Here is a 21,485-nt window from a genome sequence, read left to right as displayed (position 1 = left end):
TTTATAATCCCCTCCGGAGCAGCGCCAACGACCCCACGGCGACGCCCGCAGCGAAGACGACGTCGTAGCCGACCCACCCGATCGTCGAGAAACCCGTGAGAATCAGCACGCCCGCGAGCCCAGCTGCCTCACCGCCGACCGGCAGCGTCGCACCGACGGCTGCGACGCCGAGCGTCGTCACGATCATCGCGAGGAACCACGTAAACGATTCCGTGGTTCCCGGCGCGGCAAGACCTTCGAGATCTGCGAGCGTCGACAGCAGGCTGTTGTCGTTCGTCGGCGTGTCGGCGATCGTGAACCGCGCGCTATCGACAAACTGCTCTTGCCCGTCGACTGTTGCGTAGACGGTGACCTCGACGTGCTGGCCAGCTCGCGTTTCGACGTCGAGGTCGTGTTGGTACGCGTCCGTATCCGAGACAGTTTCATCCCACAGCGTCGTGTTCGTCTCTTCGACCACTGCTGTGACGCGCCACGACGAGATGTCGTTGGTGTTGTTCCGGAACTCAGCGCTCACCACGGTGTCGTTCACCGCTGGGAGACGCCGTGTCTGCGGCGAGATCACTGCCGAGGGCTCGCGTTGGGCTTCTTCAATCTCTCCGCTCGGTGAAACAGTTATCCGCGTCTGTTGGGCTGTTGTTGGTTGGTAGATCCCAAGAATGCGCGACTCCTGCGTCTCTGTGTTATAGAGGACAAGCCGATATCGGGCATTGTACTCTAAGATAGTCCCAAATTCGCCAGTGGCACCGAAGTAATCGCCTTCGACAGTTTGCCACGATCCGTTAATAGCCCGTTGAACTTCAAGGACCGTCGTGTCTGGAGAGTACGCCCCTGAGTAGTCAGAGATTTCAAATATCGTCTCGACGCTTTGTGCCGACTCGTTCAGCAAGTAAATCTGCTGTTGATCGTATAGCGATCTGACGAATATCCGGCGTTGATAGTATCCCTCTCCCTCCGCCGAAACAACCATTGGCTTCGACGCCGGAAGTCCGGTTAGATTTACGGTACCATCAACAGGTTGCCTCTCACTGTACCCCAATGACGTGCCGTTCTTATAATAAAACCGTAACGTGGTTGAGGCATTGTCCAAGACTGCTGGGTCCGTACTTTCATTGTAAACAGTAAGAGTTGATGGGACACGGATTTCGATAGTTTGGCTTTTGATTTCTTCGCCGTATTTGTCCGTGATTGTCCAATAATACGAGTAATCGCCTCCAAGTGATAGATTAGTTGAAACCGATGCAGTCCCGTTGCTAGTTAAAACGTCTGATGCAACGTAGTTGCTGTCGATATACAAAGATGCATTTAATCGCTCACCCTGCGCCGTCCCAAACTGGGCATCAGAAATGTCAATCTCAAACGACTGTGACGGTTGTTGCAGGTCGCCAGACGGAGACATTGTACTATCCTCAATTTCGGGGGCATCATTTTGAAATAGGATAGACTCATCAGAAATCTTAAATTTGGGGTTAGTTCCTTTTCGAGAGACAGTCGTATTAAGCCGCCAAGTTGACGATTCGGAATTTGGGATGATGATTGTGTGATTGCCTTGTTGTGTAACTGTACTTTGGTTAGCGACTTTCCAACCGTTCCCGTCGTGGTATTCGACCGCCAGCGTCGCGGCAGCGTTGTCAATTGCAGCGACATTGATGGCTGCTTTGCGAGCGTTTGAGACACTATGATTTTTCGAGATGTAGCTCGCCTGCTGTGGCTGTTCTATTGTTATATCATCAATATAGTGATCGCCGCCAGAAAATGACTGTGTGTAGATCTGGTCAAACTCTTTTGGTGCACCATCTGTAAAGGAAAGATCAGACCCAATTTGGGTGCCATTAACGTAGAAATCAAACGTCTTGTTATCCGTATCAAGATCAAGTCTCACATTGTACCACGTGTCTGCATTCGCACTTGATATGCCATTGTAGACAGATCCGCTTAGGTAATACCACTCTCCACTTTCGATACCAACCCTCACCACAGACCCCGTTCCTTGTTTGAAAAGAGCGACGTGATTTGTCCCAGACGTAGAGTTGACACGAAACGCGAAAGAAACGTTCGTCGAGCCAGTGTATGATTGATTTAAGTTCCGTCGAACTACCTCATTATCAAGGTCGGTGTATTTCGCTGAGTGCGTGCCATTATACACTATTTGTGTTTGTGCGGCAAACCGATCTTGGGCATTAGTCCATTCAGACACATCACCATCTTCGAATCCGTCGAATAACCGGCCAGAGAGCCCAACATATGAGCTTTCGCCGGTGTCTCTGACGACTGTGTTCGTCAGCTGCCCATCTCCAAACTCAGTGTCTGTCGTATGCTGACTCCCAATAGTAAGGTTCGTCGACGCGGCGGTCGCTGGTGCAACGCTTATGACAAGGAATGACGCGATGATTGCGAAGATGATGCCTGAACGACGCTGCATCAGCTTGCACCTCCAGAGACTGCCGTGAGGTAGATCATCGACAGCACAGTCAGGATCATTGCCGGGAAGATCATAGAGAACAGATACGTCTCCGCCGTCCCGAGATCGGTGCTGTGCTCGCCGAGGATCTGGTATACAGGACCCGCGAGATGGCCGAGGATGAAGATAACGACGCCGAAGAACACAACGTCGACCGGCGTGAGACGTGCTCGATCCATCGTGATCACCCCGACCGTGCGGCGACGCCGACGCTGACCAGCATCGCGATCAACATCAACGGGAGCGCGAGTGCCAGAAGCAGTCCGCTGAACGGATCGAGGGTGCCCTGTCCCATCTCGATCGCCTCGTAGATCCACGGCGCGACAGCTCCGAAGGTCACGAACGTCGCGAACACCATCACGATGTCAGTGAACTGGATCCGTGCGCGATCATCCATCGACATCGCTATCGCGCCTCCACCCAGCTGCCGATCAGTAGCAGGATCGTCATCGGCAGGACTGCCGACGCCAGCCACTGGACGACAATCGGCAGCCCGTCGAGGAAGGGTCCGGAAAAGTACATCCACGCGGGCGCTGTCATCACGACGGCTAGCAGCGCGAAGATGCCGAACCACAGTCGAAACGGACTCATAAAAGGCCATCTGACCCCCCTCCGATGTCGATCCCAAAGTTCTCGAAGGAGAAGATCCCCTCCGCGGACTCGACGGCCTCGCGCGTCTCACCTGTAGCAGTCGCCTGCGTTTCGGTCTGTCGCGCTTCGAGGAATGCCGCAGCGGCTGAGTCGTCCTCTGACGCTGGGTCACGCGCGCCTGGACCGACTGCATAGCCAGTCACGAACTCGTTGAACCAGCCAGCGCTGATCCCTCGATCGACGCCTGCGCCGGCCGTAGATTCAGCGGTGTCGCCGCCAGCAGCGGTGCGCTCGTTGTCATCAGGTCCAACATCCCTTCGCCGCGGACGGCGTGCGTTGAAAGTGAACGCCGGCGACTCAAACTCGGAGGGTTGCGGCTCGACGAACCGCTGCTGGAATCGGAACTGGTAGGGCTGCGTGGTCGCGGTTGCGGTCGCCGCACTGGTTGCAGCCGGCTGTGCAAGCGCATCTATGAGTGCCGCCCCGCCAGAGAGCCCGAGCCCGCGGCCCAATCCGAGTCCACGCGTCACCGGCGCCGATGTTTGTCCGGGGCCAGATATGCCCCCAGGGCCGGCTAGGCCTCCGGCGAGTGGGCGAGCAGAGCTACCGACGACCGCAGTCTCGGAGGGCTGCGTCGACGGCTGTTCAGCTTCTTCGAGCAGTTGCTCGGCCTCTTGGATTGTGTCCTCTGTCGACTGGGACGGCGACGTGAAGTCCTCGCGGTTCATCGGCTCCGAGGACTCGGAGACGGCTTCTTCGGGAGTCGTCGCCGTTCCATCATCGATCTGCGGGCCAGTGACCTCGCCCGGGATCGTCGGACTCATCGGCTCTTCGGTCGTTGAGCCGCCTTGCGTGCCTGGTCGCTGCCGGCCTTCGATGCGGCCTTGGCGAACGGCCGTACTGAACGATAGCTCGAATGGCGACGGCGCGTCTTCAGCGGGGACGTCGATCTCGTTCGGCGCAGCTTTGCCGTCTTGTGGGACGCCGACTTCGCCCGTCTGATCGATCGGTTCGGTGGGTGTCCCGAACTCACTGACGTCCTGCTCGCCGGCCTCGAGTTCGGAGGGCTGCCCCGCATCGCCGTCTTCCGGAACGCCAACCTCGGACTGCACGAACGGAGAGTCGGGAACGCGCTCTGACCCTTGGTCGGTGTCGGTGGCGGTCGCGCCGCCGATCCCGGCTGCTGTCGCCCCCGCGAACAGCAACGTCTCCCCGATCGGTGTCGGCTCGGCAAACGCAGCGCCAGCGACGAGTGCTGCAGCGGGCGACAATCCGGGCGCATCGCGACGCTTGGACATCGACTCTTTGCCGCGCTCGCGTCCGACCGAGGCGATTTCTTGGCCTGCAGAGACGAACGGTTGGGCTGCTTGGCTGGCTATGCCCAGCAGTTCACCGCGTGCCTGGAGCCGCGTTTCGCGCGGTGACTGGCCGGCAAACGTGGAGAGAATCGGGCTTGCCCGATCGTCGATAGATGCGATGTACTGGTTCGCACCCGCAGCAGCTTCTTGTTCTGACGGGATTGTGAACCCGGCAAGTCCCGACAGGTATCCCCGAACTGAATCTCCAGCGTCCTGAACCGGTGTCGTCTCTTGCTGCCACTGCCGAACAGACGCGCCCCAGCCCAAGAGATCGCGCAGTGGTTGATCAGCAGCTACCTGGCCGAGGTCGCGCCCGTCTCCGTACCCTTCCTCGACGCTGTCTGCAGTTTCAGTGCCCTGACCGTTCACGTCAACAGGTTCGTCGGGATCGAGGCCAGGGTTCGCATTCAGCAGTGCCTGCTGCTGCGACTCCGGCAGATCCGACACTGTCGTCTGCTCTTGTTCCTGTTGCTCGGCTTCTTGGTAGAGGCGGACATCTCCGCCTTCGACGTAACCATCGCCGCCTGCGCCCGCGTCACGGTCCTCAGAGATGGACTCGTTCGGCGTGCCAAACCGACTGGTCCCACCGCGATCGGAAGGCTCGTCGTCAGCGCGGGTCGGGTTCTGTCGATCGCGGGGCTGCGCCATCGCGAGTGCGTTCCGGCCCTCTTCGGACGTCCCGACGACTTGCCCGTCCTGCACAGCGATATCGGTTCGGTCGACGCCAAGGCTCTCGGCGATGATCTGCTCTTGCCCCTCGTTCGTGAATCTCGCGGCGAACCTGCCGTCGCGCTCGACGACACGGACGTCCGACTCGTCCTCGATCGAGGACTGTTCGATGATATTCTGCTCGAACTGTTCTGCACGCTCGTATTCCCCGGACTGCGTGAATTCCGCGGCCAGAACGGTCTGGCCATTCTGTTGCTCCTCGGTGATGCGGACATCGCCCTCGTCGAATCCGGAGGGGAGCGACCGCAGAACCTCTTGCTCGAACTGTTCAGCTTGCTCAGCGAGCCGAGCACGGCGCGTGTCATCAGTTTCACTGATGCGTTCTATGCCCTGTTCGGAGCGGTCCGCATCCGCGCCAGCAAAGTCTTCGACACCACTACCAGGCACGCGCCCGCCGCCCTCGACGCCGGCTTCGTCCCACGAGATCTCGCCGTCGCCGTCCTGGTCGCTCCCGGCCCAGTTCTCGATCTCTTGGCGTGGATCATCCTCGATCGACGATGCAGAGTCGCTGTCTGAATCACTTCCGAGGCCGGCTGTCGGGCCACCGCCGGACGGCGAGGCGCCAGCCGAGCCGCGATCACGAGTGACTGAGTCGTCGGGAAGATCGTCGTCTCCCGAACTACTATCGCTGCTGTCAGAACTGTCTCCCCCGCTAGGATCCGGCGTCGGCGTGACCGACCCGCTGTTCCCGGGGAGTTCGCCGCCAGAATCGTTCTCCTCGTCGGCTGGGACTCCGTCTCCGTCGCGGTTGTCCGGGTTTCTGCGCGGGTCGTTTCGATATTCGTCGCCATCATCGTCGTCGTTGTCTGAGTCCGACGAGCCGCCCGTTCCCGGCAGATCGTCCGCGACGCCGCCCGGTTCGTAGGCCCCGCCAGCGTACGGGTCGCGGCTCATATATTGACCCCCACATTAGACAAACCGACGTTCAGCGCGCTGTTATCGTCGCTTTCGTCTGCCTCGTTGTCTCCCGCGTCGTCGAGCAACGAGCCATCGAAGCCAAGCGAGAGCGACGGTCCTGCCGCGCTGCCGCTCGCGCCCACGCCCGCCCCTGCTCCGAGGTTGAGACCGCCAGCGCCGAAGTCGAGCAACTCGTTGCCTTCGGCGGCTGACATCCGCGCCATCTCGGAGACAACGCGCTCGTCTCCGACGGGACGCAGCCCGCCGCGGATCGGCGAGCCGATCGCCGCAGATCGTGCCGCCCGCGTGCCGATGTTGTCGCGACTGGAGTCCATCTCTGGCGCCCCATCCGTCGCGATCGTCGCTGCAGCGAGGGCTTGCTTCACCGCTGCTCGGGCGTTTTTGTCTTTCAGCTTCTCTTTCTGGATATCCGTGAGTTCGCTAATTCGCTCGGACGCAGCTCGTTTTGCCTGTTGGACACGACTGCGCTGTGGGCCGCCAGAGACGCGCTCAACCGCTTCGTCGTCGACCTCGGTCTCTGCGGCGTCGACGCCCTCACGATCGTCACCGTACGCTCGCGCGTCGATACCTTTTCGGCCGTCCGACTCGCGACTGACTTTCTCCCGGGCGGCCTGCACAGCCGCGCGAACGCGAGAGCCGCTATTCTCGCTCTTTCGGCGCCGTTGGCCGACAGTCCGGCGGTTAGCCATCTTCACGCCCTCCGTCAGCTAGCGCCGGCCGACCCGCTTTCTCGGCGACAGCTTCTGCGAGTTCCTCCAGTGAGTCGCATTTGAGGACCATATGCTTGCTGTGCCCGTCTCGTTGGTAGAGTTCGTATTCTGACATTGATGATCACCCGAGGTATCGAACGCCGGCGTACACGATGAACGAGCCGCCGATCGCAAGCCACAGCAGCGCTTGCGTCGACATCCCGAACGAGTCGAAGAAGCCCGGCGGATCCGACTCGGCTTCGAGGTTGATCGTGCGCTCGACCAGATCCGTCGGGAGGCCCGGATAGGCCGGGTCTTCGAGGTTGATCGGGTCGGCCTCTCCCTCTCGGTGGACGGCGACGTGCGCGCCCGTACGGGCGTCGGTCGTCATCGCTTCCGGCGGGAAGTAGTACGGCTCGTCGCCGTCGCGGTACTTCGGCACGCCAGAGCCGTCCTTCTCGGGCTTGACCCACTTAGGCTCGGAGAGATTCGAGCCGATTCGGTACCACTTGACCCAGCCTTTCTTGGCTGCTTTCCGCTGTTTCTGCAGGTGTCGGCCCGCGCGAATCCAGTCCATCGGCGTCAGCGAAACCTCGACCGCCTCAAACTCAGCGGGGCCGTTGTCGGCCTCGACGAGCGTCTTTTCGACTTCCTCTTCGAGCGACGTCCGGTTGACTGCGTACCAGACGCCAGCGGCGCCGGCGAGAAGGCCGAGTAACAGCCCGCTGAGCAGGTAGAACAACCACTGCGGTAGTATCGCCAACATCAGTTACCGCCTCCGAACGAAAAACGTCCGCCGCTGCCATCGGACGAGATCTCGTTGACGAGGCTCTTCTTGACGCGCTGGAAGTAGTTGTCCTGCGTCCGGCCTTCACGGCCTTTCGAGGCTTCGTGATAGGCCGCCATCAGCCGCCAGAACACGGGTTTGATTCCATCAACGCCGATGTACTCGGCCATCGCAGCCGCTTGCTTTTCGGAGATGGGCTCGCCGGGTTGCGACAGCGACTCCCAGATCTCTTTGCCGCGCTTGCGAATCGCTTGGGTGCGCCCCATCTCTTCGAGCATCTCGTCGTCGACGGGATCCCAGTGTTGGACGTTATCTGTCGTCTCGTTGTAGTGCGTGTACCCGTTATCCGCCAGGCGGACCTTCGTCTCGTACACGGCCCGCTTGAAGAGCAACTCGTCGAACGCTGTGTCGACGATCATTCCTTTGCGGAACGACCGCATCTGCATCGAGATGTCGTCAGAATCGTAGACGCCAGAGCCGAGGCCAACCTCGCGGAGCACCTGTTCGTAGGTGGTTGGCGTGATGATCTCGTGTGCGACGTCGAGTTCGTCTCGCGGCCCGTCTTGGGGAGGTCCTGTTGCTTGTCCGTTGGTTCGTTGTTTCTGCGTGTTCATTATGCAAACACTCCGTCATCGAAAAGTGACTGCGAGATCAGCACCCCGCCGAGTAGCATCAGCAGGCCGCCGATCCCGAGCGATCCGATCACCGTCGCGCCCAGTGCCGCGCCGACGTCAGTCGTTCTGACAGTCGCGTCGGCCGTGCTGTTCGCGACGACGGTCTCGTTGTTGACAATCTGGTATGCAAACTCGCGTTCGACGCCACTGCGGACCTGCAGTCCAGTCAGTGCGATCGCGCTACCCGCGACCAGCACCATCGCGCCGCCGATCACGCCGAGACCAGTATATGAAAAAAACTCGCCTAAGGTCCAGGTAGCCAGGCCGATCGCGACGAGGAGTGCTGTCGTTTCGAGCAGCACGTCACATCAGCTCCTCGACGCGCGATGCGACCGTGACGAGCACCATCAGTGCGATTCCGAGTGGGAGATATCCGGCCACAAGGCTCGTGATGCCGCTGGTCGCCTGGTAGTCGTACGTCACTTTCACGTCTTCGCCGTCGTCGATAAGGGTCGAATTCTGGATGTCGAATTCGATATCACCTGGGTCTTCGTACAGCGTGTACTCAGTCGTCGTTTCGTAGGATCCAGAGGTATCGTTGTAACCGTACACAACGACTGACGCGGCATCGATGTTGTAGCCGCGAAGTGATTCAACATCACCAGTGGATGCCGTCACCGTTTCGTTCGTCTGGCTCACGGTGCCGGTAGAAGAGTTGACGACCGGTGCAGCGACGCTGAGGCCGATGACACCGACCGCTGCGGCCAGCGCGAGCCCGACGACGAGTGTGGCTTTTTTGGACGGCATTGGTAGTTAGACTCCGAATCTCGGATTACTGACCCATAATGGGGCCGACCGTCGCGACGAAGATCAGGACGCCGAGCATCACCGGGATAAAACCGACAATCGTTGCCGTCAGACCCGTGATATTGGCGTCTGCGAGGACGTCGTTGACGACCGGGATAGCCACCCCAACACCGACGATCACTGCGACCGCGATGCCGAGGACGGTCGAAACGAGATTCCCGCCAGCCATCTGTGCGCGATCTGCCTGCGCGAAGTCACTGCCTTCCGCCAGATTCGCGGCGACGTCGTAGCCCATCCGAACGCGGGACATAAACGCCGTCTGCCACGCTTCCGGAAGCGGCGAGAGCAGCATCGCCAGCAGCGCGAACAGCTTCTCGGCCTGCGGGTTCTCGTGTGTGGAGTTCAAATATGGTCACCTCCCTGTTAGCAGAGATGACGGAGTCTAGTGACTAAAAATGCGTGAGCGTGAGAATGGCTCATGAGAGACTCTGATGCGTGGAGATGTTTTTTATTCGAAGCTGATATACTCTAAATGGGATGGCAGCCCAGAACAGTCGAACCGTATTTGACATAGTTCGCGACACCTACCAGCGGAAAGTCATCGAGGTGGGTGGCGACGGCACCATCGGCAACTCTCTCCCCGCAGATCTCGTCGACGATCTCGATATCTCCGCCGGTGATGACGTCGTTATCAAAGAATCCGAAGAGCAAGACGGCGTTTTAGAGCTTCATTTCGAGTGATATGGCTACCACAGACTCAGACACAAAGACGTATTTTGAGGGGTACTCGGACTACGAGACGGTCGCTCAAGACATTGGGAAGGCCGTCCGTGACGCCGTTGATGCCTACTCGCATCTCGATGCACAGCAACGGCAAGCTGCTCGAGGTCGCGGAGCAAACGCGGCCGCGCAAGCGCATCAACATATTTTGGCGGCTGCAATCCGTCTTGTTCCCGAACTGCAACGCGACCGAGATTCGCGGGAGAAGTTGGACGAGATCTACGTCGATTGGACCGGTGATGACGGGTATATTCAGCGGTTGAAAAACACGCAACTGGAGGCCGGATCGCCCGATTGGTTGTATGAGTTTGTCGTACAGATCCGGGAAGCCGCGTGGGAACTCGGCTATCTCCAGGCCGGCCGGACAGAGAAAGCGGAGGCAGAGGATCCGAACGAAGAAGAGCCGCTCTCGATGTTCGAGGAGGCCTGAGATGCAGAAACTGAAAAACTGGATCGATCTCGTAAAGCAACGGCGCATTGACAACGAGTACGATCTGATGCTCCCGATCGTCGCGGACGAAGGCGACGGGAAGTCGACGTTGATCCTGCAGCTGATCGGGCTGTGGCACGATAAAATCGAGCGTGGAACCGATCCGGAATCGATCTTCGAGCGGATCGCGTGGGGCGAGCGTGACGAATTCAAGCGACTCGCCGTCGAGAGTCAGCGCAAAGACGTTATCGCCGCGCCGGACGCTGCTCGGATTCTCTACAAGAAGGATGCGATGGACCCTGATCAGCGGGAGTTAGAGAAAGACCTGCTGGACATCCGAACCCACGAGTTCCTCTTTCTACTCGGGTTCCAGTGGTGGAACGACATCCCGACGATGCTCCAAGAGCGCCGGGCAAAGCAGTTGCTCCGGATCCCGAGGCGCGGCGTCGTCGAGGGCTACAACCGGAACTCGCTGGATGAGAAGCTCTCGATGGACGACAAGAAGTGGCCGGAACCAGATATGCGAGACTCGTTTCCGTCGCTGGAGGGCACGAAGGTCTGGGAAGAGTACCAAAAGCTCGATCGAAAGAAGAAGCGAGAGCGGATCGCTCCGGACGATGACGAAGACGAAGAACCAGAGGTCGACGTCCGCTCGATCGTCGACGAGATTATGGCCGAAGGACTTGAGCCAGTCGTCGCGATCCACGGTGGCAACAAGAACCCCTACATCGCGAAAGAGTTGATCGAACTGAACTACGGTCTATCAGCTCGAAACGCGAAGAAGGCGAAATTACTTCTCGAGCAACAGAGTGGCGACCTGTCGCAGTATGTGGAGGAAGCGTGACTCGAAGACGTCGTCCAGACACAGAACGCACACACAGTATGCTAAAAAGCGATATTTTTGCGCGCGCGTGTAATGCGCGCGTGCGTGCGCGCGACCCGGAAACGAGTCCCGGAGTCGGTTTTGATTCGATTCGTTTCTGGAGAGAGAATTCCCAGAGAGGTGGTTAACGATGGGACAAGTGCTGAAACAGACACCTGAAGCCGCCCTGTGGACGTGGGCGCTCGCTTTCAGCTGTATCTTCGTTGGCGCTACGTACTCGATCGCGTTGTTTGCGCCGGTCAAGCAGCATCTAGTTGCACTGGTTGTCGCGGGAGTCCTTGCGCTTGGCTGTTGGGTTGTAATGCGTACCTCAGAGCAGTTGTCAGATACCTTACTCGGTCAGTATGTTTGGACTGTGACTGTCTGGTTGGCTGCTGAGGACGCAGACGAGCGCGCAGCCTACATCGAGCAGAGTACGGAGGGCAGTGTGTGCTTACAGTGCAGAAAAGAGCGTGACGATCATCGGTCAGAATAAAAATGAGCCAATCACAGCACCCCGGCAGCCACGAAGCAGATCACGAGGACGTGCTGTGTCAACCTAACGAGTTCGACGTCCCGTCGCCGCGACAACTGCGGGCGATGCGGTATCTTAGCGACCTTACGATCCGGCAAGTCGCTGACCGTGCAGATATCTCGACAGACTCGGTCTGGCGCTGGGAGCAGGGGGTGCAATCCCCACGGCTGTGTGACGTGCGCTCGCTCCTGCAGATCTACCAAGACGAAGCGGAAGAGCAAACCCAGTTAAAGCTCTGACTGTGCGAAAATCCGCAGGCATCTGTGAGAAAAGTAGTCCCTTAGTATCGTTATATTGGGTATGGCCGGAGAAGACCTGGCACCGTCGACGGTCGCAGGGTACATCCGTGTATTCCTGTTTTTAGCGCTGGCACTGCTGGTGATGAACGCGCTTATATCGCCGGCGCTGAGCTCCGGCTACAACCGATCAGTCGAGGAGCAGGTGCTGCTGTATCCCGATGGTAGCGGTGAGTTGTCGGCAGACGGGAACATCGAGAATTTCTCGGCGAGGCAGACGCTCGGAGACGCTGTCCGGTTCAACGGCGCCTCTGACTCGAGACTCGCCGGTGAGGCGAACATCAGCGTGTCTGGAAATTGGACAGTCACAACGTGGGCGAAACGAGACCCAGGAGTCAGCGGCGATCGTCGCGTGATGCAGCTCGACGGCTGGCTGTACATCACGCATATCAACACCACGCAGCAGTGGCGCGTGAGTTACTACGACGCTACGACACTGCAGGTCTACTCCGTGGATGCTCCGTCTCCGAGCCCGGCGACGTGGACGTTCCTCGAGATAGAGCGCAACGCCACGGCGCTATCGCTTACGCGAAACAACACGACTGTCGCATCTGCGCCAATCGACGGTTCCGGAGGTGGCGCGATCATTGACGCGCAGAACTGGGATGGAGAGCAGGAAGAGACGCGCGTTATTAACGAGACGCTGAGCGGCGCACAGAGTGGAGAGATCTACGAGCAGCCGACGGCGCCGCTGGATGTTGATGAAGTCGCGCGGATCTACTACGACGGCCTTGACGATGAGACGAGCGTCGACGTCTACCGGACGGGTTCGGACCTGTCGATGCAGAACGCTACGTTCGTCGACGGATTCGCCGGCGAGCCGCTCATTGAGGACGATACGCTCGACCTCGCAGTCGATGACTATCAGCGAGACGGCACCACGATCTCGACCACGAGCGATGGGAACCTGACGGGGGCTCCGGTCGTGTTCGTCGAGTATGACGGGTACTTCAACTCGCCAGAGGAGGGTCCTAACGGCTCTATCCCTGGCGGGACGATGCTTATTGGTCTCGTCGTGATCGCCGCGACCGTCCTCGTCATTGAGGAGCTGATCATAGAATGAGTGAACCAGAGAATCCAGACGGACTGACCGACGTACAGCGCAAAGAAATCAAACAAATCGTCCGCGAGGAACAGAGCGACTCCGCGACGATCACGCGGCGCGACGCCCTGAAGGGCGGTGGGATCCTTGGCGGGCTCGCACTCCTCGGAGGAGGGGCCGCGGGCTCGGCCTCGGCCGATCTCTCCACTGACGGTGATCATCTCGCTGTGGGTGGGAGCCTCGACGTCGACGACTCCTATCGCATCTCCGGTAATTGGTACGCCGGTCCCGCGTCGGCCAAGCCCGCCGATCCCGGAACCACTGACCAGGTGATGTGGGACGTCACGGATGCCCAAGCGGGCTACGTGATGCGACGAGAGTACTGGACCGGCTCCAGCTGGGAGGTCGTCGGATACGAAACCGATTCGCTCAATGCAGACCACGGGCGTATCAAGCAACTCACCGGAGCGCGAGACAACGGCCTGACCAACGTCGCTGAGTACGCCGACAGCGGCACCGGCACAGACGCCGACCCCTACATCAACGCGCTCAACAATGCCGCAACCACCGAGCATGGCGGCCTCTATCTCCCCGACGGCGTCTATGAGGAAGAACAGCAAATCAGCCTCTACCCACAACACTACGTCATCGGCTCCGGCGCGGCGAAAATCTGGTATGGACGCGGCGTCCACATCCGCGCTGCAAGCAGCTTCACCGATACGCGCCTCATCGAGTGGAACGCCGCCAGCGGCGAGGACAACATCGAACACATGGGGATTCGGGGCGTTTGCCTGAACGGCAACAGCGTCGTCGGGCAGGCCATCCGCTTCAACGGAATGCGAATGCCGTGGGTCAAAGAAAACATCTTCGTGAACTTCACGGGCACCGTCATCGAGTCCATTGCGCGGATGCCGAAATACATCGGCAACGAGTTCGTGCAGTGCACAGGCGGCGATTACGACCCGTTCATCCAGTTACAACAGTCGAACTCGCGAAGCGCATCAATCCGCGGAAACAACTTCGTCAACAGCAGCAACATCGGCATCTACATCAAAGGCGACCATACCGGGAACATAAACATCTACGACAATCGGTTCCTTGACTTGAACCGAGCAGCAGTCCGTGTCGCGGATACGAACTCGAATGCTGACCCCGAAAACCAGAAAGTCTCCATCCAAGACAACACGATACGGGACCCCGTTAGGCCAGGGGATTCGTGGCAGGGGACGGCGTTGGTTCATCTCGACTCGGACAACGAGTCGGGGTACAACAACGGCCCGATATACATCAAGGACAACCGAATCGACGGCCTGGATACGGACCCCGACCCAGACACCACGCCGGTTGCCTATGGGATTAAAGCACCATCGACCTATGATGTCAGAAACGGCCTCTGGGTGGACGGTAATTCGGTCGAGAACGTTGCGACCACCCCTATCGACTTGGGTGGGGCATCTGGCGATGCGACGACGTTCCAGGCCGATAACTTCACTGCTTGACTCTAAGTCAGGGTCTGCAGGCTGATTCTCTTCGCTCTGACTGAAAGAAAAACGGCTCAGTTAGATCACGTCAAGGATATCTTCGCGCTGGTCCCACGAGATGTGGATATCGCAAAGTTCCGATCGAATAGGGGTTTGTTACTTTTATACCTAAATGTGTGGACAAAACGACTTCTCTGATTTAGTTCATATTTTCGCGGCGTGTTGTGAGCAGTATTCTGGATTGGTTTCGTTGTTTGACTGCGGCGGGCACGGCGACGCCCCAAAATCGTGTGTGGAGTGGTGTCTTCCGGGGGCTAATCCCTACCCGAGCGTGTACGAAACCCGGTTCCATCACGGTTCTGCGTGCCCTTCCCGTGGAAATAGTGCGTTAGTCGAACCAGCCGACTGCCCCTCGGCGCGCGAAGAGATTCACGCCGGGATCGAAGTCGCCGTTGACGCAGTTGCAGTCCGGACAGCTCTTCGGTCGGCGCTTCGCCTCGATCACGTGGCCGCACTCGATACACTGCCACTCTCTCGGGTCGCGACCATCAGTGACGATGATGTTGAGGTCTCGGTCGGTCATCGCTGTTCACCTATATCGATTTCATCGAGTGCATCGTCGACGCGATCGTCCTCCGCACGCGCGTTGAGATACCACTGCCGCCGCTCGTCGTCTTGGTAGATATTCGTGAGCCCCTGCCGACTGATCGAGAGCGACTTCGCGACCGATCGGAACGAGTCGCCCCCCTCGAGGCGCTGGATCGCGTTTTCGATCTCGAAGTAACTATCCTCACCGTCCTCGGGCTCGATGATCGGCTGTAGGTAGCCGTCATCGTCGCGACGGAAGCCTGCAGGGACGTTCCCGATCCACTTCCCCTGATCCTTCGCACGCTTCACACCTGCCTTCACACGACGGATCAGCTGCCGTCGTTCCTGCTGGTAGACCATCCCGATGATGTCAGCGACAAATCTCCCTTGGCCGTCGGGCTTCACCTTCTCGACGGCGCCGTCGGTGATGTGGATCGTGACGTCGTGCTCTTCGCAAGCGTCGAAGAACTCCTGGAGGGTCGCGCCGCGACGAGAGATCCGGCTGATCTCCCAGACCACCACGTGGTCGACGTCGTCATTCTTGATCGCGTCGAGCAGCTCGTTGAACTGTTCGCGCTCATCGCTCGATCCGCTCTCGATGTCGACGTACTGTTCGACGTGATCTCGTGGGAGGCCTTCCTCCTCGATGTAGGAATTGATCGAGTCGCGTTGGTGCTGATCGTCCTGGCGCTCCGTCGACGGTCGGATGTAGGTCCCGATCTGGCCCGAATTTCCCATGTCCTACTTGCCGGTCTCCGGGTACTTAAAGAATGGCCGCTGTTTGCAGACTGCAACCAGACACTTGTCTGTTGACAGGGTTTCAGTGCACTCGGCGTTCTGAAAATGTCGTTTCAGTACCGACCCATTCTGCAAGGCTCACGTCACCGAGTCACAGCGTGATCAGTAAATCGAGTCGAGTTCGCGAGCCGTCTTGACACCACTCCGTCCGATGTAGATCTCGGCCGTAGAGGGTTGCACCCACCCGAACATCTGCATCATCGGCAGCATCTCCATCCCTTTGCCAGCCAGGTGCGTCGCTGCCGTGGCTCGGAGCACGTGCGGGCTCAGCGGCTCCGGATCGAGTTCGGGCGCGAGTTCCGCGGCCTTCTTGACGCGCCTGTTGATCGCTGTCCCCGAGACCTCGACGCGGTCGTAGAACTGCGAGTCGAAGTACCGCTCGATGAACAGTTCCGCGCGCTCGTCGTGGCCGAAGTAGACCTCTCGGGCTGCAGCCTGTGTCTTGGGGACCCAGACCCAGTCGAGCGCCTCGTCCATCGTCAGTTCGTCGGCGATATCGACGCGCTGGCGAGCCAACTGCCGGCAGTAACCGCAGACGTCGCCGCCCTCGCCGAAGTCACACGGGTCGTGCTCGGGGATGACGATTTTCTTCTGCCGCCAGTCGATCCAGTCCTCGCGCATATGCACGAGTTCGCCGCGGCGGAGGCCGAGTCTGCCGAGCGTGTAGATTACGAACTCGGGATCTGCCTCGTAGTAGTAGTCCGACTTCGAGAGTTCGCGGGCGCCCTCCAGGAGGAGCACGAACTCCCGATCGGAGAGCGCGTCCTCCTTGGAGTGTCGGACGTCGTCGCCGCTGCGTCCGGCGGCGTGGATCGGGTTTTTCTGCGGGCTCTTTCCGGACGGGAGTCGCTTAGACACGGTCGCCCTCCGCTGGTTCGTCGACGACGCTCTCGAGAGACTCCAGGACGATCGCGACGTCGTCGGTTCGATCGGTTGGTGCGACAGTCGAGCCGCGACCGATCGGCCGGTAGTCGACGAGGCCGTTGTCCGCCAGTCGCGGGACGTGATTGTTTTTCAGTGTCGCGTAGACAGCGTCTCGGATCGGTTCCTCCGTCGTGTCGGCGACTCTCGTAGCGAGATCGGCCACCGAGAGGTGGTGCGTGTCCTCGTCGAGAGACGCGAGCACGTGGATGGTCGCCCGCCGGCGCTCGGCGCTGATCGCGTCGAGGAGCTCGGCGAGCGTGAGGTCGAGATGGACGTCCGCTGTGAGTCGCCCGATCGTCCCGCCATCGGGCCGCGCCGTGCTGCTCGTCGTCGCGCTGACGACGACCTCGTGGAGTCGCGGCGTGATCTCGACGGCGTCGTTGGCGGCCAGGTGCTCGAGCAGCACACGGACCTCGGTGCGCTGCAGGCCCGTCCGGTGGGCGAGTGCCTCGATCGTGACCGTTCGGTCAGTCTCCTGGAGGTACGCGAGGATGTCGTCTTCGTCGATGTCGTCGGTAGCGATGCCTCTCTGTCGCGGTGGGTCTCTATCCTGGGACATAGTGCGAGAGGCCCCAGAGACGCGCCGCTACGCGCCTCTCTCAGTGACCTCTCACTCTCCTCTGGAGGATACAAACAGGCCCAGCAGCGGCCCCAATTTTTCTAATAGATGTCTAATTTCGGTGCCGGCCCCACGCGACCGGCGGGAGGAGCGCGGCGGTCGCGACGGGCATCGTCATCTCGGGGGAGATCGCGGGGACCGACGTCGTCACCGCGGCCGCCACGAGGCCGACGAGCGCGCCGTACTTGCCTGCGCGGATCGCTGTCGACGTCTCGGCAGGGGTGAAGCGTCCGATCGATTCGTTGGGGGCGTGCGCCCGGTCGATCTCCTCGGCGGCGGCCTCGACGCGACTCGCCATCTGCTCGGCGCCGAGTGCTGAGAGCTGGGCGGCCGCGCCGGCTGGAGTCGTCGCAGCGATCTGCGAGTAGACGCTGTTGCCCTCGGACGAGTCCCAATCGTGGCCGTCCAGGAGGCCTGCCTCTTCGAAGTCAGTGATGATCTGATCGTCGGCGGTGATCGACAGGTAGCGCTTCATCGTGCTGTAGTCTTCCCACCCGCCGACAGTCATCACCGTCTCCATATTCATGTCGTGCCTGACGAGGCAGTTCGTGGCGAAATACCGCCGGAGGTCGTGGACTGTGAACTCTCGGTATACTTCTCGGCCAGTTTCCTCAGCTGCGCGGTCGCCGATTCTCTCGGCCCAGTTATCGAGAGAGGTTCGCTTTACAGAGAGGTACGTGTCATCCGGGCCGATATGCCGGCGACCCTCCAGATACGCCATCAGGTCGGCGGCTGCCCGCGAGAGGATCGTCTTTCGATACTTGCCCTCCTCGTATGTTCCGGTCGTGTCCTTGCCGTAAACTTCGAGAAATTTCACATCTGAATCGGTGGAGCTCTCTACGACATCGCTCGGAGAGACTCTGTGGATCTCATCGGCGCGGAGACCGCACTCGCCACCGAGTCGTACCATCAGTTCGTGCTCGGCTCCGGGGGAATTGGAGGTGATTTGTGGAGCCACATCAAGGAGAGTCTGAAACTCCTGTGGAGATGGGTAGAGTGCATCCTTGTCTTTCTCTAATTGTCTCTTTTGCATAATGTTCGGTAGTTATGCCTTTGTATATAAACTCTCGCCAAGATTGGGAAGTTTACGATATAGTTGCCACTGAATAAGGGTATCTTACTTTTAAACTGGATTCCGTGAAATAAGCATATATCAGATTTGGTTCATAGTTTTGAGCGAATCACATAGCAGCTATGAACGGTATGTCGCTACAGAAAAGATCGTATCCCGTCTCGGTATTTTGTAACCGTAATCAGTAACCAAATACAGTATCCGATTACAGAAAGTGTAGTTAGAATCCGGTTGCGTCTTCCAGCGCTTTTTCTTTCCGCGCTTCGGTGGCGTCGTCAAGGACCTCCGGGAGCGCCTCCTGGAGGCCGACGCGGAGCAGCAGCCGTGCGACGTCGCTCTGAGAGACGTCGTCGGTGTCGATGTCGGTCTCGCCTTCCAGCGCGTCGGCGACGCGAGTCGCCGCGTCGTCGAGTTCCGAGGCATCGTCGAGGCCGACGAGCAGCGCCTTCAGACGCGCGTCGCGCAGGTTGATGTTCTCCGGCGCGTCCCCATTCTCGATCGCGGTCAGTGCGGCCTTGATCGCGTCGACGCGATCGGGCGCGTCATCGTCGGTCGTGCGTGTCGGTTCGGAGGTGTGTCGGCTCTGCGTCTTCGATTGCTGGAGCAGTTCTTCGGCGTCGGGTGTGTCGTCGGTCATTGTTATCGGGGCGTGAGTCGGTCGAGCAGCAGTGCAGTATTCTGTCGGTACGCCTCGACCGCTCGTGCGCCAGTCGAGTAGAGTTCGTCCTCCTCGGCGGCGAAGAGCGTCCGGCCCTCGGCCTGGTAGTTCCCGACGTTCTGGGATTCGGCGACGGGGTCGCCGACGATCTCCGGGAACGCCTCGGTGATCTCCGCGACGAACTGCTCGGACTGTTTGGTCCGGCCGTCGATCATCGTCGGGATCACGAGTTCGAGATGGGGGTGGACGTCGTGGCGGTCGAGGACGTCCTGGAGGTCCGAACGGATCGCTGCCAAGTCGTCGCGAAGACTGTCCAGCTGATGGCGCTCGAACGCGCCAGGACAGAGTGGCGTCACGACGTGCTCGGCGGCGAAGACGCCGTTGAGGCTGATGTTGTCCTCTTTGCCCGGGAGGTCTAACAAAACGACGTCGTAGCGCTCGGCCAGATGTTCGTCGATAAACGCATCTAGTTTGAGGTAGCGTTCTTCGACGGGGACTGACGCGAGGTTGTTGTCCGCGCCGTTGAGACCCTTGTCCGAGGGGACCAGGTCTGGCCCCTCACCTGTGTCGTAGACCATCCGATCGACGACGTCGGGTATATTCTCGGCGATAAACTCCCAGTCGTCGCCGAAGACGGCGCTGATCGGGGCGTCCGGGTCCGCGACCTCGTCGCCGAGGCCGAACTGCGTTGCTAAATCGTTTTGCGTCCCAGCGAGGTCGAGCAGCACGACGTCGCGATCGTGGTCGGTCGCCGCTGCCACGGCGGTGTGTGCGGCGGACGTCGTCTTGCCGACGCCGCCCTTGCCGACGTAGAAGCAGGCTCGTTGTGTCTGTGTCACGGTTACGGTTACAGGTTACGTAACCAGATTACAAAATAGTACGGGTTACTGCGGTTGCCACTGCGAGTGGCCGAGATAGTCGGTGAGCGTCTGTGTCGAGAGGCCGCAGTGTTCGCACACAGGGACGTTGCCCCGCCAGGTCCGTTCGTGCTCGCCGTCCGGGCAGGCGTCACTGACGCGCGGCATCGATCCTCTCCCGGAGTTTGCGCGCGAGGTCGGCCGGTCTCCGGCCGTGGATCCAGGGGTGGAGCGTCCGATCATAGCTGTCCAGGATCGTCAGTGGGTGCGTCTCGTGTCCCTCGGCAGTGGTATGGCGCCGGGCGGCGCTGAGGCGCTGGTCGTGATCGTAAAGGAGGCCAGAGAGCGGGCCGTCGGGGCGGTCGGTCACTGCAGCCACCTCGCGCGTGCGTGTCGATCGTGTCGGGCACGGCCATCGCGGACGGAGATCTCCTCGACGAGCGCCCACTCATCGGGGATCTTCTCGGTGTCCGTGCTGCGTGCCTCCCAGCGGACGTCCATCCCGACGCCGTGATGATACTCGATCACGATCCGCTGCTCGACGGTCTCGTGTCGGTGCCGGACGCCCTGGAACGGCTTCGAGGACGACGAATAGAGGACGTGGCGGAGATCCTGGTCCCAGTGTTTCGAGGTCGTCTCGCTGTCGGTCGAGTACTTAGGCATCGGAGTCCCTCCCGAAAGCGTAGTCCTGTGCGCGGATCTCCGGATGTTCGGCGAAGGCAGTCCGGGTTGCGCCCGTGATTCGGTGACGCTCCAAGAGCAGCCACTGCAGCGTGCCATCCTTCTTGAACAGCGGTTTGATCTCGATCGGCTTCCACAAAAGGCCGTCAAGCATCTGCTGACCCTCCGAGATCGAGGTCGAACACAAGGCAGTCGCGGCAGCGATACGCTGACTCGTAGCCGTCCTCGCCGACGATCGTCGCGACCGCGCGATCGGAGCAGCCCTCGACGTTGCACTCAGCCATCATTGAGCCCCCGATTGCGTAGCATTCGGCGGGCCTCCGATTCGGGGATCGCCCATTTTTGGGCGACGAACTCGACTCGCTCCTGGTCGAGATCAGGCACCGCACCCACCCCCAGTATGCAGCTGCTCGCCGTCATCGATCGCCCAGCGCCCGCAGCGGAGTTTTTCTAGGAACATCGGCTGTGAGATATGCTGCGTAGCATTTGGGAACCACTCGATCACGAGCGTGCCGCTCTCGTGGGCGTCGCAAACTCGGCTCACAACGCCCAGTGTGTGGAGACTGCTGTCCGAACGGTCGCGGACCCACGTGCCGGCGCAGATGTAGTGGTTCCCGTCGTCCCCCGGTCGCTCACTCGACACGCGCAATCACCTCGATTCCGGATCCGTCACTTTCGGGCTCGAAGTCGATCTCGTCTCCGTCGCCGTCGAAGATGCTACGGAGCCGGAGGCCTGGGTCGATCACGTCATCGTCGAGTTCGCAGACCTCGCAGCCCGCAGCATCATATTCGGACACGTCCAGGTTGTCGTGTCGGTAGACTCTGCGATGACCACGGCCGCACTCGTAGACGAGTCGGTACTCGCCACCGTCTCCGGCTTGCTCACCACCGTCAGCGATCAGTTCAGGATT

General features: G+C 60.0%; 31 protein-coding genes. 6 read left to right on the top strand and 25 right to left on the bottom strand.

What is annotated here, in order from left to right; genetic code table 11:
- Position 1 precedes the first annotated feature (1 nt).
- Genes D3D02_RS20445 through D3D02_RS16995 form a run of 12 tightly spaced genes read right to left on the bottom strand, consistent with a single transcriptional unit; the run spans position 2 to position 9,357 of the window.
- The gene (locus D3D02_RS20445; protein WP_147435663.1) at positions 2-2,419 is read right to left on the bottom strand and encodes a hypothetical protein; all 2,418 of its coding nucleotides are present in this window, start codon (positions 2,417-2,419) and stop codon (positions 2-4) included.
- On the bottom strand, positions 2,419-2,637 hold the full coding sequence (locus tag D3D02_RS17040; protein ID WP_147435662.1) for a hypothetical protein: 219 nt from the start codon (positions 2,635-2,637) through the stop codon (positions 2,419-2,421). The genes D3D02_RS20445 and D3D02_RS17040 overlap by 1 nt, the downstream gene beginning before the upstream one ends.
- Before the next feature lie 5 nt (positions 2,638-2,642).
- Positions 2,643-2,861 (bottom strand): hypothetical protein, encoded by a 219-nt coding sequence (locus D3D02_RS17035; RefSeq protein ID WP_121571160.1) that lies wholly within the window; start codon positions 2,859-2,861, stop codon positions 2,643-2,645.
- Between the two features lie 2 nt (positions 2,862-2,863).
- The gene (locus tag D3D02_RS17030; RefSeq protein WP_121571159.1) at positions 2,864-3,049 is read right to left on the bottom strand and encodes a hypothetical protein; all 186 of its coding nucleotides are present in this window, start codon (positions 3,047-3,049) and stop codon (positions 2,864-2,866) included.
- Positions 3,046-6,030 (bottom strand): hypothetical protein, encoded by a 2,985-nt coding sequence (locus tag D3D02_RS17025; protein ID WP_121571158.1) that lies wholly within the window; start codon positions 6,028-6,030, stop codon positions 3,046-3,048. The genes D3D02_RS17030 and D3D02_RS17025 overlap by 4 nt, the downstream gene beginning before the upstream one ends.
- Entirely contained in the window at positions 6,027-6,743 is a 717-nt protein-coding gene (locus D3D02_RS17020) for a hypothetical protein (protein WP_147435661.1), read from the bottom strand. The genes D3D02_RS17025 and D3D02_RS17020 overlap by 4 nt, the downstream gene beginning before the upstream one ends.
- Positions 6,736-6,879 (bottom strand): hypothetical protein, encoded by a 144-nt coding sequence (locus D3D02_RS20710; RefSeq protein WP_158599403.1) that lies wholly within the window; start codon positions 6,877-6,879, stop codon positions 6,736-6,738. The genes D3D02_RS17020 and D3D02_RS20710 overlap by 8 nt, the downstream gene beginning before the upstream one ends.
- Positions 6,880-6,885: 6 nt before the next feature.
- Positions 6,886-7,509 (bottom strand): hypothetical protein, encoded by a 624-nt coding sequence (locus D3D02_RS17015; protein WP_121571156.1) that lies wholly within the window; start codon positions 7,507-7,509, stop codon positions 6,886-6,888.
- Positions 7,509-8,144, bottom strand: a complete 636-nt coding sequence (locus tag D3D02_RS17010; RefSeq protein WP_115821707.1) for a hypothetical protein — start codon at positions 8,142-8,144, stop codon at positions 7,509-7,511. The genes D3D02_RS17015 and D3D02_RS17010 overlap by 1 nt, the downstream gene beginning before the upstream one ends.
- Entirely contained in the window at positions 8,144-8,506 is a 363-nt protein-coding gene (locus D3D02_RS17005) for a hypothetical protein (protein WP_115821708.1), read from the bottom strand. The genes D3D02_RS17010 and D3D02_RS17005 overlap by 1 nt, the downstream gene beginning before the upstream one ends.
- Before the next feature lies 1 nt (position 8,507).
- The gene (locus tag D3D02_RS17000) at positions 8,508-8,951 is read right to left on the bottom strand and encodes a hypothetical protein (protein WP_115821709.1); all 444 of its coding nucleotides are present in this window, start codon (positions 8,949-8,951) and stop codon (positions 8,508-8,510) included.
- 25 nt (positions 8,952-8,976) lie between these two features.
- Entirely contained in the window at positions 8,977-9,357 is a 381-nt protein-coding gene (locus tag D3D02_RS16995) for a hypothetical protein (protein WP_121571155.1), read from the bottom strand.
- Between the two features lie 131 nt (positions 9,358-9,488).
- Between D3D02_RS16995 and D3D02_RS16990 the strand changes: the two genes are divergently transcribed.
- The 6 genes from D3D02_RS16990 to D3D02_RS16960 all read left to right on the top strand — a co-directional run bounded on the left by D3D02_RS16990 (position 9,489) and on the right by D3D02_RS16960 (position 14,395).
- Complete coding sequence (locus tag D3D02_RS16990; protein WP_121571154.1) at positions 9,489-9,692, top strand: hypothetical protein; 204 nt, start codon at positions 9,489-9,491, stop codon at positions 9,690-9,692.
- Between the two features lies 1 nt (position 9,693).
- Positions 9,694-10,161 (top strand): hypothetical protein, encoded by a 468-nt coding sequence (locus D3D02_RS16985; RefSeq protein ID WP_121571153.1) that lies wholly within the window; start codon positions 9,694-9,696, stop codon positions 10,159-10,161.
- A 1-nt stretch (position 10,162) separates the two neighbouring features.
- Positions 10,163-11,005, top strand: a complete 843-nt coding sequence (locus D3D02_RS16980; protein ID WP_121571152.1) for a hypothetical protein — start codon at positions 10,163-10,165, stop codon at positions 11,003-11,005.
- 516 nt (positions 11,006-11,521) lie between these two features.
- A complete protein-coding gene (locus D3D02_RS16970; protein WP_115821741.1) occupies positions 11,522-11,797 on the top strand; it encodes a helix-turn-helix transcriptional regulator in 276 nt (91 codons plus the stop codon).
- A gap of 61 nt (positions 11,798-11,858) precedes the next feature.
- A complete protein-coding gene (locus D3D02_RS16965; protein ID WP_121571150.1) occupies positions 11,859-12,917 on the top strand; it encodes a hypothetical protein in 1,059 nt (352 codons plus the stop codon).
- Positions 12,914-14,395 (top strand): hypothetical protein, encoded by a 1,482-nt coding sequence (locus D3D02_RS16960; RefSeq protein ID WP_121571149.1) that lies wholly within the window; start codon positions 12,914-12,916, stop codon positions 14,393-14,395. Before D3D02_RS16965 ends, D3D02_RS16960 begins: the two co-directional genes overlap by 4 nt.
- A 370-nt stretch (positions 14,396-14,765) precedes the next feature.
- On the opposite strand, the gene D3D02_RS16955 is transcribed toward D3D02_RS16960, so the two are convergent.
- The 13 genes from D3D02_RS16955 to D3D02_RS20695 form a co-directional block, all read right to left on the bottom strand.
- Positions 14,766-14,960 (bottom strand): hypothetical protein, encoded by a 195-nt coding sequence (locus tag D3D02_RS16955; RefSeq protein ID WP_115821711.1) that lies wholly within the window; start codon positions 14,958-14,960, stop codon positions 14,766-14,768.
- Positions 14,957-15,703, bottom strand: coding sequence for a recombinase family protein (locus D3D02_RS16950; RefSeq protein WP_121571148.1), 747 nt, complete (start codon positions 15,701-15,703; stop codon positions 14,957-14,959). The genes D3D02_RS16955 and D3D02_RS16950 overlap by 4 nt, the downstream gene beginning before the upstream one ends.
- Before the next feature lie 162 nt (positions 15,704-15,865).
- Entirely contained in the window at positions 15,866-16,621 is a 756-nt protein-coding gene (locus D3D02_RS16945; RefSeq protein WP_158599402.1) for a site-specific integrase, read from the bottom strand.
- On the bottom strand, positions 16,614-17,246 hold the full coding sequence (locus D3D02_RS16940) for a helix-turn-helix domain-containing protein (RefSeq protein WP_121571146.1): 633 nt from the start codon (positions 17,244-17,246) through the stop codon (positions 16,614-16,616). The genes D3D02_RS16945 and D3D02_RS16940 overlap by 8 nt, the downstream gene beginning before the upstream one ends.
- 112 nt (positions 17,247-17,358) lie before the next feature.
- A complete protein-coding gene (locus tag D3D02_RS16935) occupies positions 17,359-18,339 on the bottom strand; it encodes a site-specific integrase (protein ID WP_121571145.1) in 981 nt (326 codons plus the stop codon).
- A gap of 259 nt (positions 18,340-18,598) precedes the next feature.
- Positions 18,599-19,015 carry a hypothetical protein gene (locus D3D02_RS16930; protein WP_121571144.1) on the bottom strand — a complete coding sequence of 139 codons (417 nt, stop codon included), beginning with the start codon at positions 19,013-19,015 and terminating at the stop codon, positions 18,599-18,601.
- A 2-nt stretch (positions 19,016-19,017) separates the two neighbouring features.
- Positions 19,018-19,875: a ParA family protein gene (locus D3D02_RS16925; RefSeq protein ID WP_121571143.1), complete on the bottom strand. Its 858-nt coding sequence runs from the start codon at positions 19,873-19,875 to the stop codon at positions 19,018-19,020.
- Between the two features lie 45 nt (positions 19,876-19,920).
- Entirely contained in the window at positions 19,921-20,061 is a 141-nt protein-coding gene (locus tag D3D02_RS20705) for a hypothetical protein (RefSeq protein ID WP_158599401.1), read from the bottom strand.
- A complete protein-coding gene (locus tag D3D02_RS16920) occupies positions 20,045-20,263 on the bottom strand; it encodes a hypothetical protein (protein WP_121571142.1) in 219 nt (72 codons plus the stop codon). Before D3D02_RS16920 ends, D3D02_RS20705 begins: the two co-directional genes overlap by 17 nt.
- Positions 20,260-20,556, bottom strand: a complete 297-nt coding sequence (locus D3D02_RS16915) for a hypothetical protein (RefSeq protein ID WP_121571141.1) — start codon at positions 20,554-20,556, stop codon at positions 20,260-20,262. Before D3D02_RS16915 ends, D3D02_RS16920 begins: the two co-directional genes overlap by 4 nt.
- Complete coding sequence (locus D3D02_RS16910; protein ID WP_121571140.1) at positions 20,549-20,728, bottom strand: hypothetical protein; 180 nt, start codon at positions 20,726-20,728, stop codon at positions 20,549-20,551. The genes D3D02_RS16915 and D3D02_RS16910 overlap by 8 nt, the downstream gene beginning before the upstream one ends.
- A complete protein-coding gene (locus tag D3D02_RS20700) occupies positions 20,721-20,858 on the bottom strand; it encodes a hypothetical protein (RefSeq protein ID WP_158599400.1) in 138 nt (45 codons plus the stop codon). The genes D3D02_RS16910 and D3D02_RS20700 overlap by 8 nt, the downstream gene beginning before the upstream one ends.
- A gap of 348 nt (positions 20,859-21,206) precedes the next feature.
- Positions 21,207-21,485: hypothetical protein (locus D3D02_RS20695; protein WP_158599399.1), on the bottom strand; the 279-nt coding region annotated here is incomplete at its 5' end.

This window comes from Halobellus sp. Atlit-38R (assembly GCF_003665925.1).
Lineage (GTDB): Archaea > Halobacteriota > Halobacteria > Halobacteriales > Haloferacaceae > Haloquadratum > Haloquadratum inordinatus.
The sequence above is the reverse complement of the archived record's forward strand: the minus strand, read 5'-3'. Positions and strand labels throughout refer to the sequence as shown.

What these genes read in the sequence shown, in the direction of transcription:
- D3D02_RS20445 (WP_147435663.1), bottom strand. Translation starts at nt 2,419, where the DNA reads ATGCAGCGTCGTTCAGGCATCATCTTCGCAATCATCGCGTCATTCCTT.
- D3D02_RS17040 (WP_147435662.1), bottom strand. Translation starts at nt 2,637, where the DNA reads ATGGATCGAGCACGTCTCACGCCGGTCGACGTTGTGTTCTTCGGCGTC.
- D3D02_RS17035 (WP_121571160.1), bottom strand. Translation starts at nt 2,861, where the DNA reads ATGTCGATGGATGATCGCGCACGGATCCAGTTCACTGACATCGTGATG.
- D3D02_RS17030 (WP_121571159.1), bottom strand. Translation starts at nt 3,049, where the DNA reads ATGAGTCCGTTTCGACTGTGGTTCGGCATCTTCGCGCTGCTAGCCGTC.
- D3D02_RS17025 (WP_121571158.1), bottom strand. Translation starts at nt 6,030, where the DNA reads ATGAGCCGCGACCCGTACGCTGGCGGGGCCTACGAACCGGGCGGCGTC.
- D3D02_RS17020 (WP_147435661.1), bottom strand. Translation starts at nt 6,743, where the DNA reads ATGGCTAACCGCCGGACTGTCGGCCAACGGCGCCGAAAGAGCGAGAAT.
- D3D02_RS20710 (WP_158599403.1), bottom strand. Translation starts at nt 6,879, where the DNA reads ATGTCAGAATACGAACTCTACCAACGAGACGGGCACAGCAAGCATATG.
- D3D02_RS17015 (WP_121571156.1), bottom strand. Translation starts at nt 7,509, where the DNA reads ATGTTGGCGATACTACCGCAGTGGTTGTTCTACCTGCTCAGCGGGCTG.
- D3D02_RS17010 (WP_115821707.1), bottom strand. Translation starts at nt 8,144, where the DNA reads ATGAACACGCAGAAACAACGAACCAACGGACAAGCAACAGGACCTCCC.
- D3D02_RS17000 (WP_115821709.1), bottom strand. Translation starts at nt 8,951, where the DNA reads ATGCCGTCCAAAAAAGCCACACTCGTCGTCGGGCTCGCGCTGGCCGCA.
- D3D02_RS16990 (WP_121571154.1), top strand. Translation starts at nt 9,489, where the DNA reads ATGGCAGCCCAGAACAGTCGAACCGTATTTGACATAGTTCGCGACACC.
- D3D02_RS16985 (WP_121571153.1), top strand. Translation starts at nt 9,694, where the DNA reads ATGGCTACCACAGACTCAGACACAAAGACGTATTTTGAGGGGTACTCG.
- D3D02_RS16980 (WP_121571152.1), top strand. Translation starts at nt 10,163, where the DNA reads ATGCAGAAACTGAAAAACTGGATCGATCTCGTAAAGCAACGGCGCATT.
- D3D02_RS16970 (WP_115821741.1), top strand. Translation starts at nt 11,522, where the DNA reads ATGAGCCAATCACAGCACCCCGGCAGCCACGAAGCAGATCACGAGGAC.
- D3D02_RS16965 (WP_121571150.1), top strand. Translation starts at nt 11,859, where the DNA reads ATGGCCGGAGAAGACCTGGCACCGTCGACGGTCGCAGGGTACATCCGT.
- D3D02_RS16960 (WP_121571149.1), top strand. Translation starts at nt 12,914, where the DNA reads ATGAGTGAACCAGAGAATCCAGACGGACTGACCGACGTACAGCGCAAA.
- D3D02_RS16955 (WP_115821711.1), bottom strand. Translation starts at nt 14,960, where the DNA reads ATGACCGACCGAGACCTCAACATCATCGTCACTGATGGTCGCGACCCG.
- D3D02_RS16950 (WP_121571148.1), bottom strand. Translation starts at nt 15,703, where the DNA reads ATGGGAAATTCGGGCCAGATCGGGACCTACATCCGACCGTCGACGGAG.
- D3D02_RS16940 (WP_121571146.1), bottom strand. Translation starts at nt 17,246, where the DNA reads ATGTCCCAGGATAGAGACCCACCGCGACAGAGAGGCATCGCTACCGAC.
- D3D02_RS16935 (WP_121571145.1), bottom strand. Translation starts at nt 18,339, where the DNA reads ATGCAAAAGAGACAATTAGAGAAAGACAAGGATGCACTCTACCCATCT.
- D3D02_RS16930 (WP_121571144.1), bottom strand. Translation starts at nt 19,015, where the DNA reads ATGACCGACGACACACCCGACGCCGAAGAACTGCTCCAGCAATCGAAG.
- D3D02_RS20705 (WP_158599401.1), bottom strand. Translation starts at nt 20,061, where the DNA reads ATGCCGCGCGTCAGTGACGCCTGCCCGGACGGCGAGCACGAACGGACC.
- D3D02_RS16915 (WP_121571141.1), bottom strand. Translation starts at nt 20,556, where the DNA reads ATGCCTAAGTACTCGACCGACAGCGAGACGACCTCGAAACACTGGGAC.
- D3D02_RS16910 (WP_121571140.1), bottom strand. Translation starts at nt 20,728, where the DNA reads ATGCTTGACGGCCTTTTGTGGAAGCCGATCGAGATCAAACCGCTGTTC.
- D3D02_RS20700 (WP_158599400.1), bottom strand. Translation starts at nt 20,858, where the DNA reads ATGGCTGAGTGCAACGTCGAGGGCTGCTCCGATCGCGCGGTCGCGACG.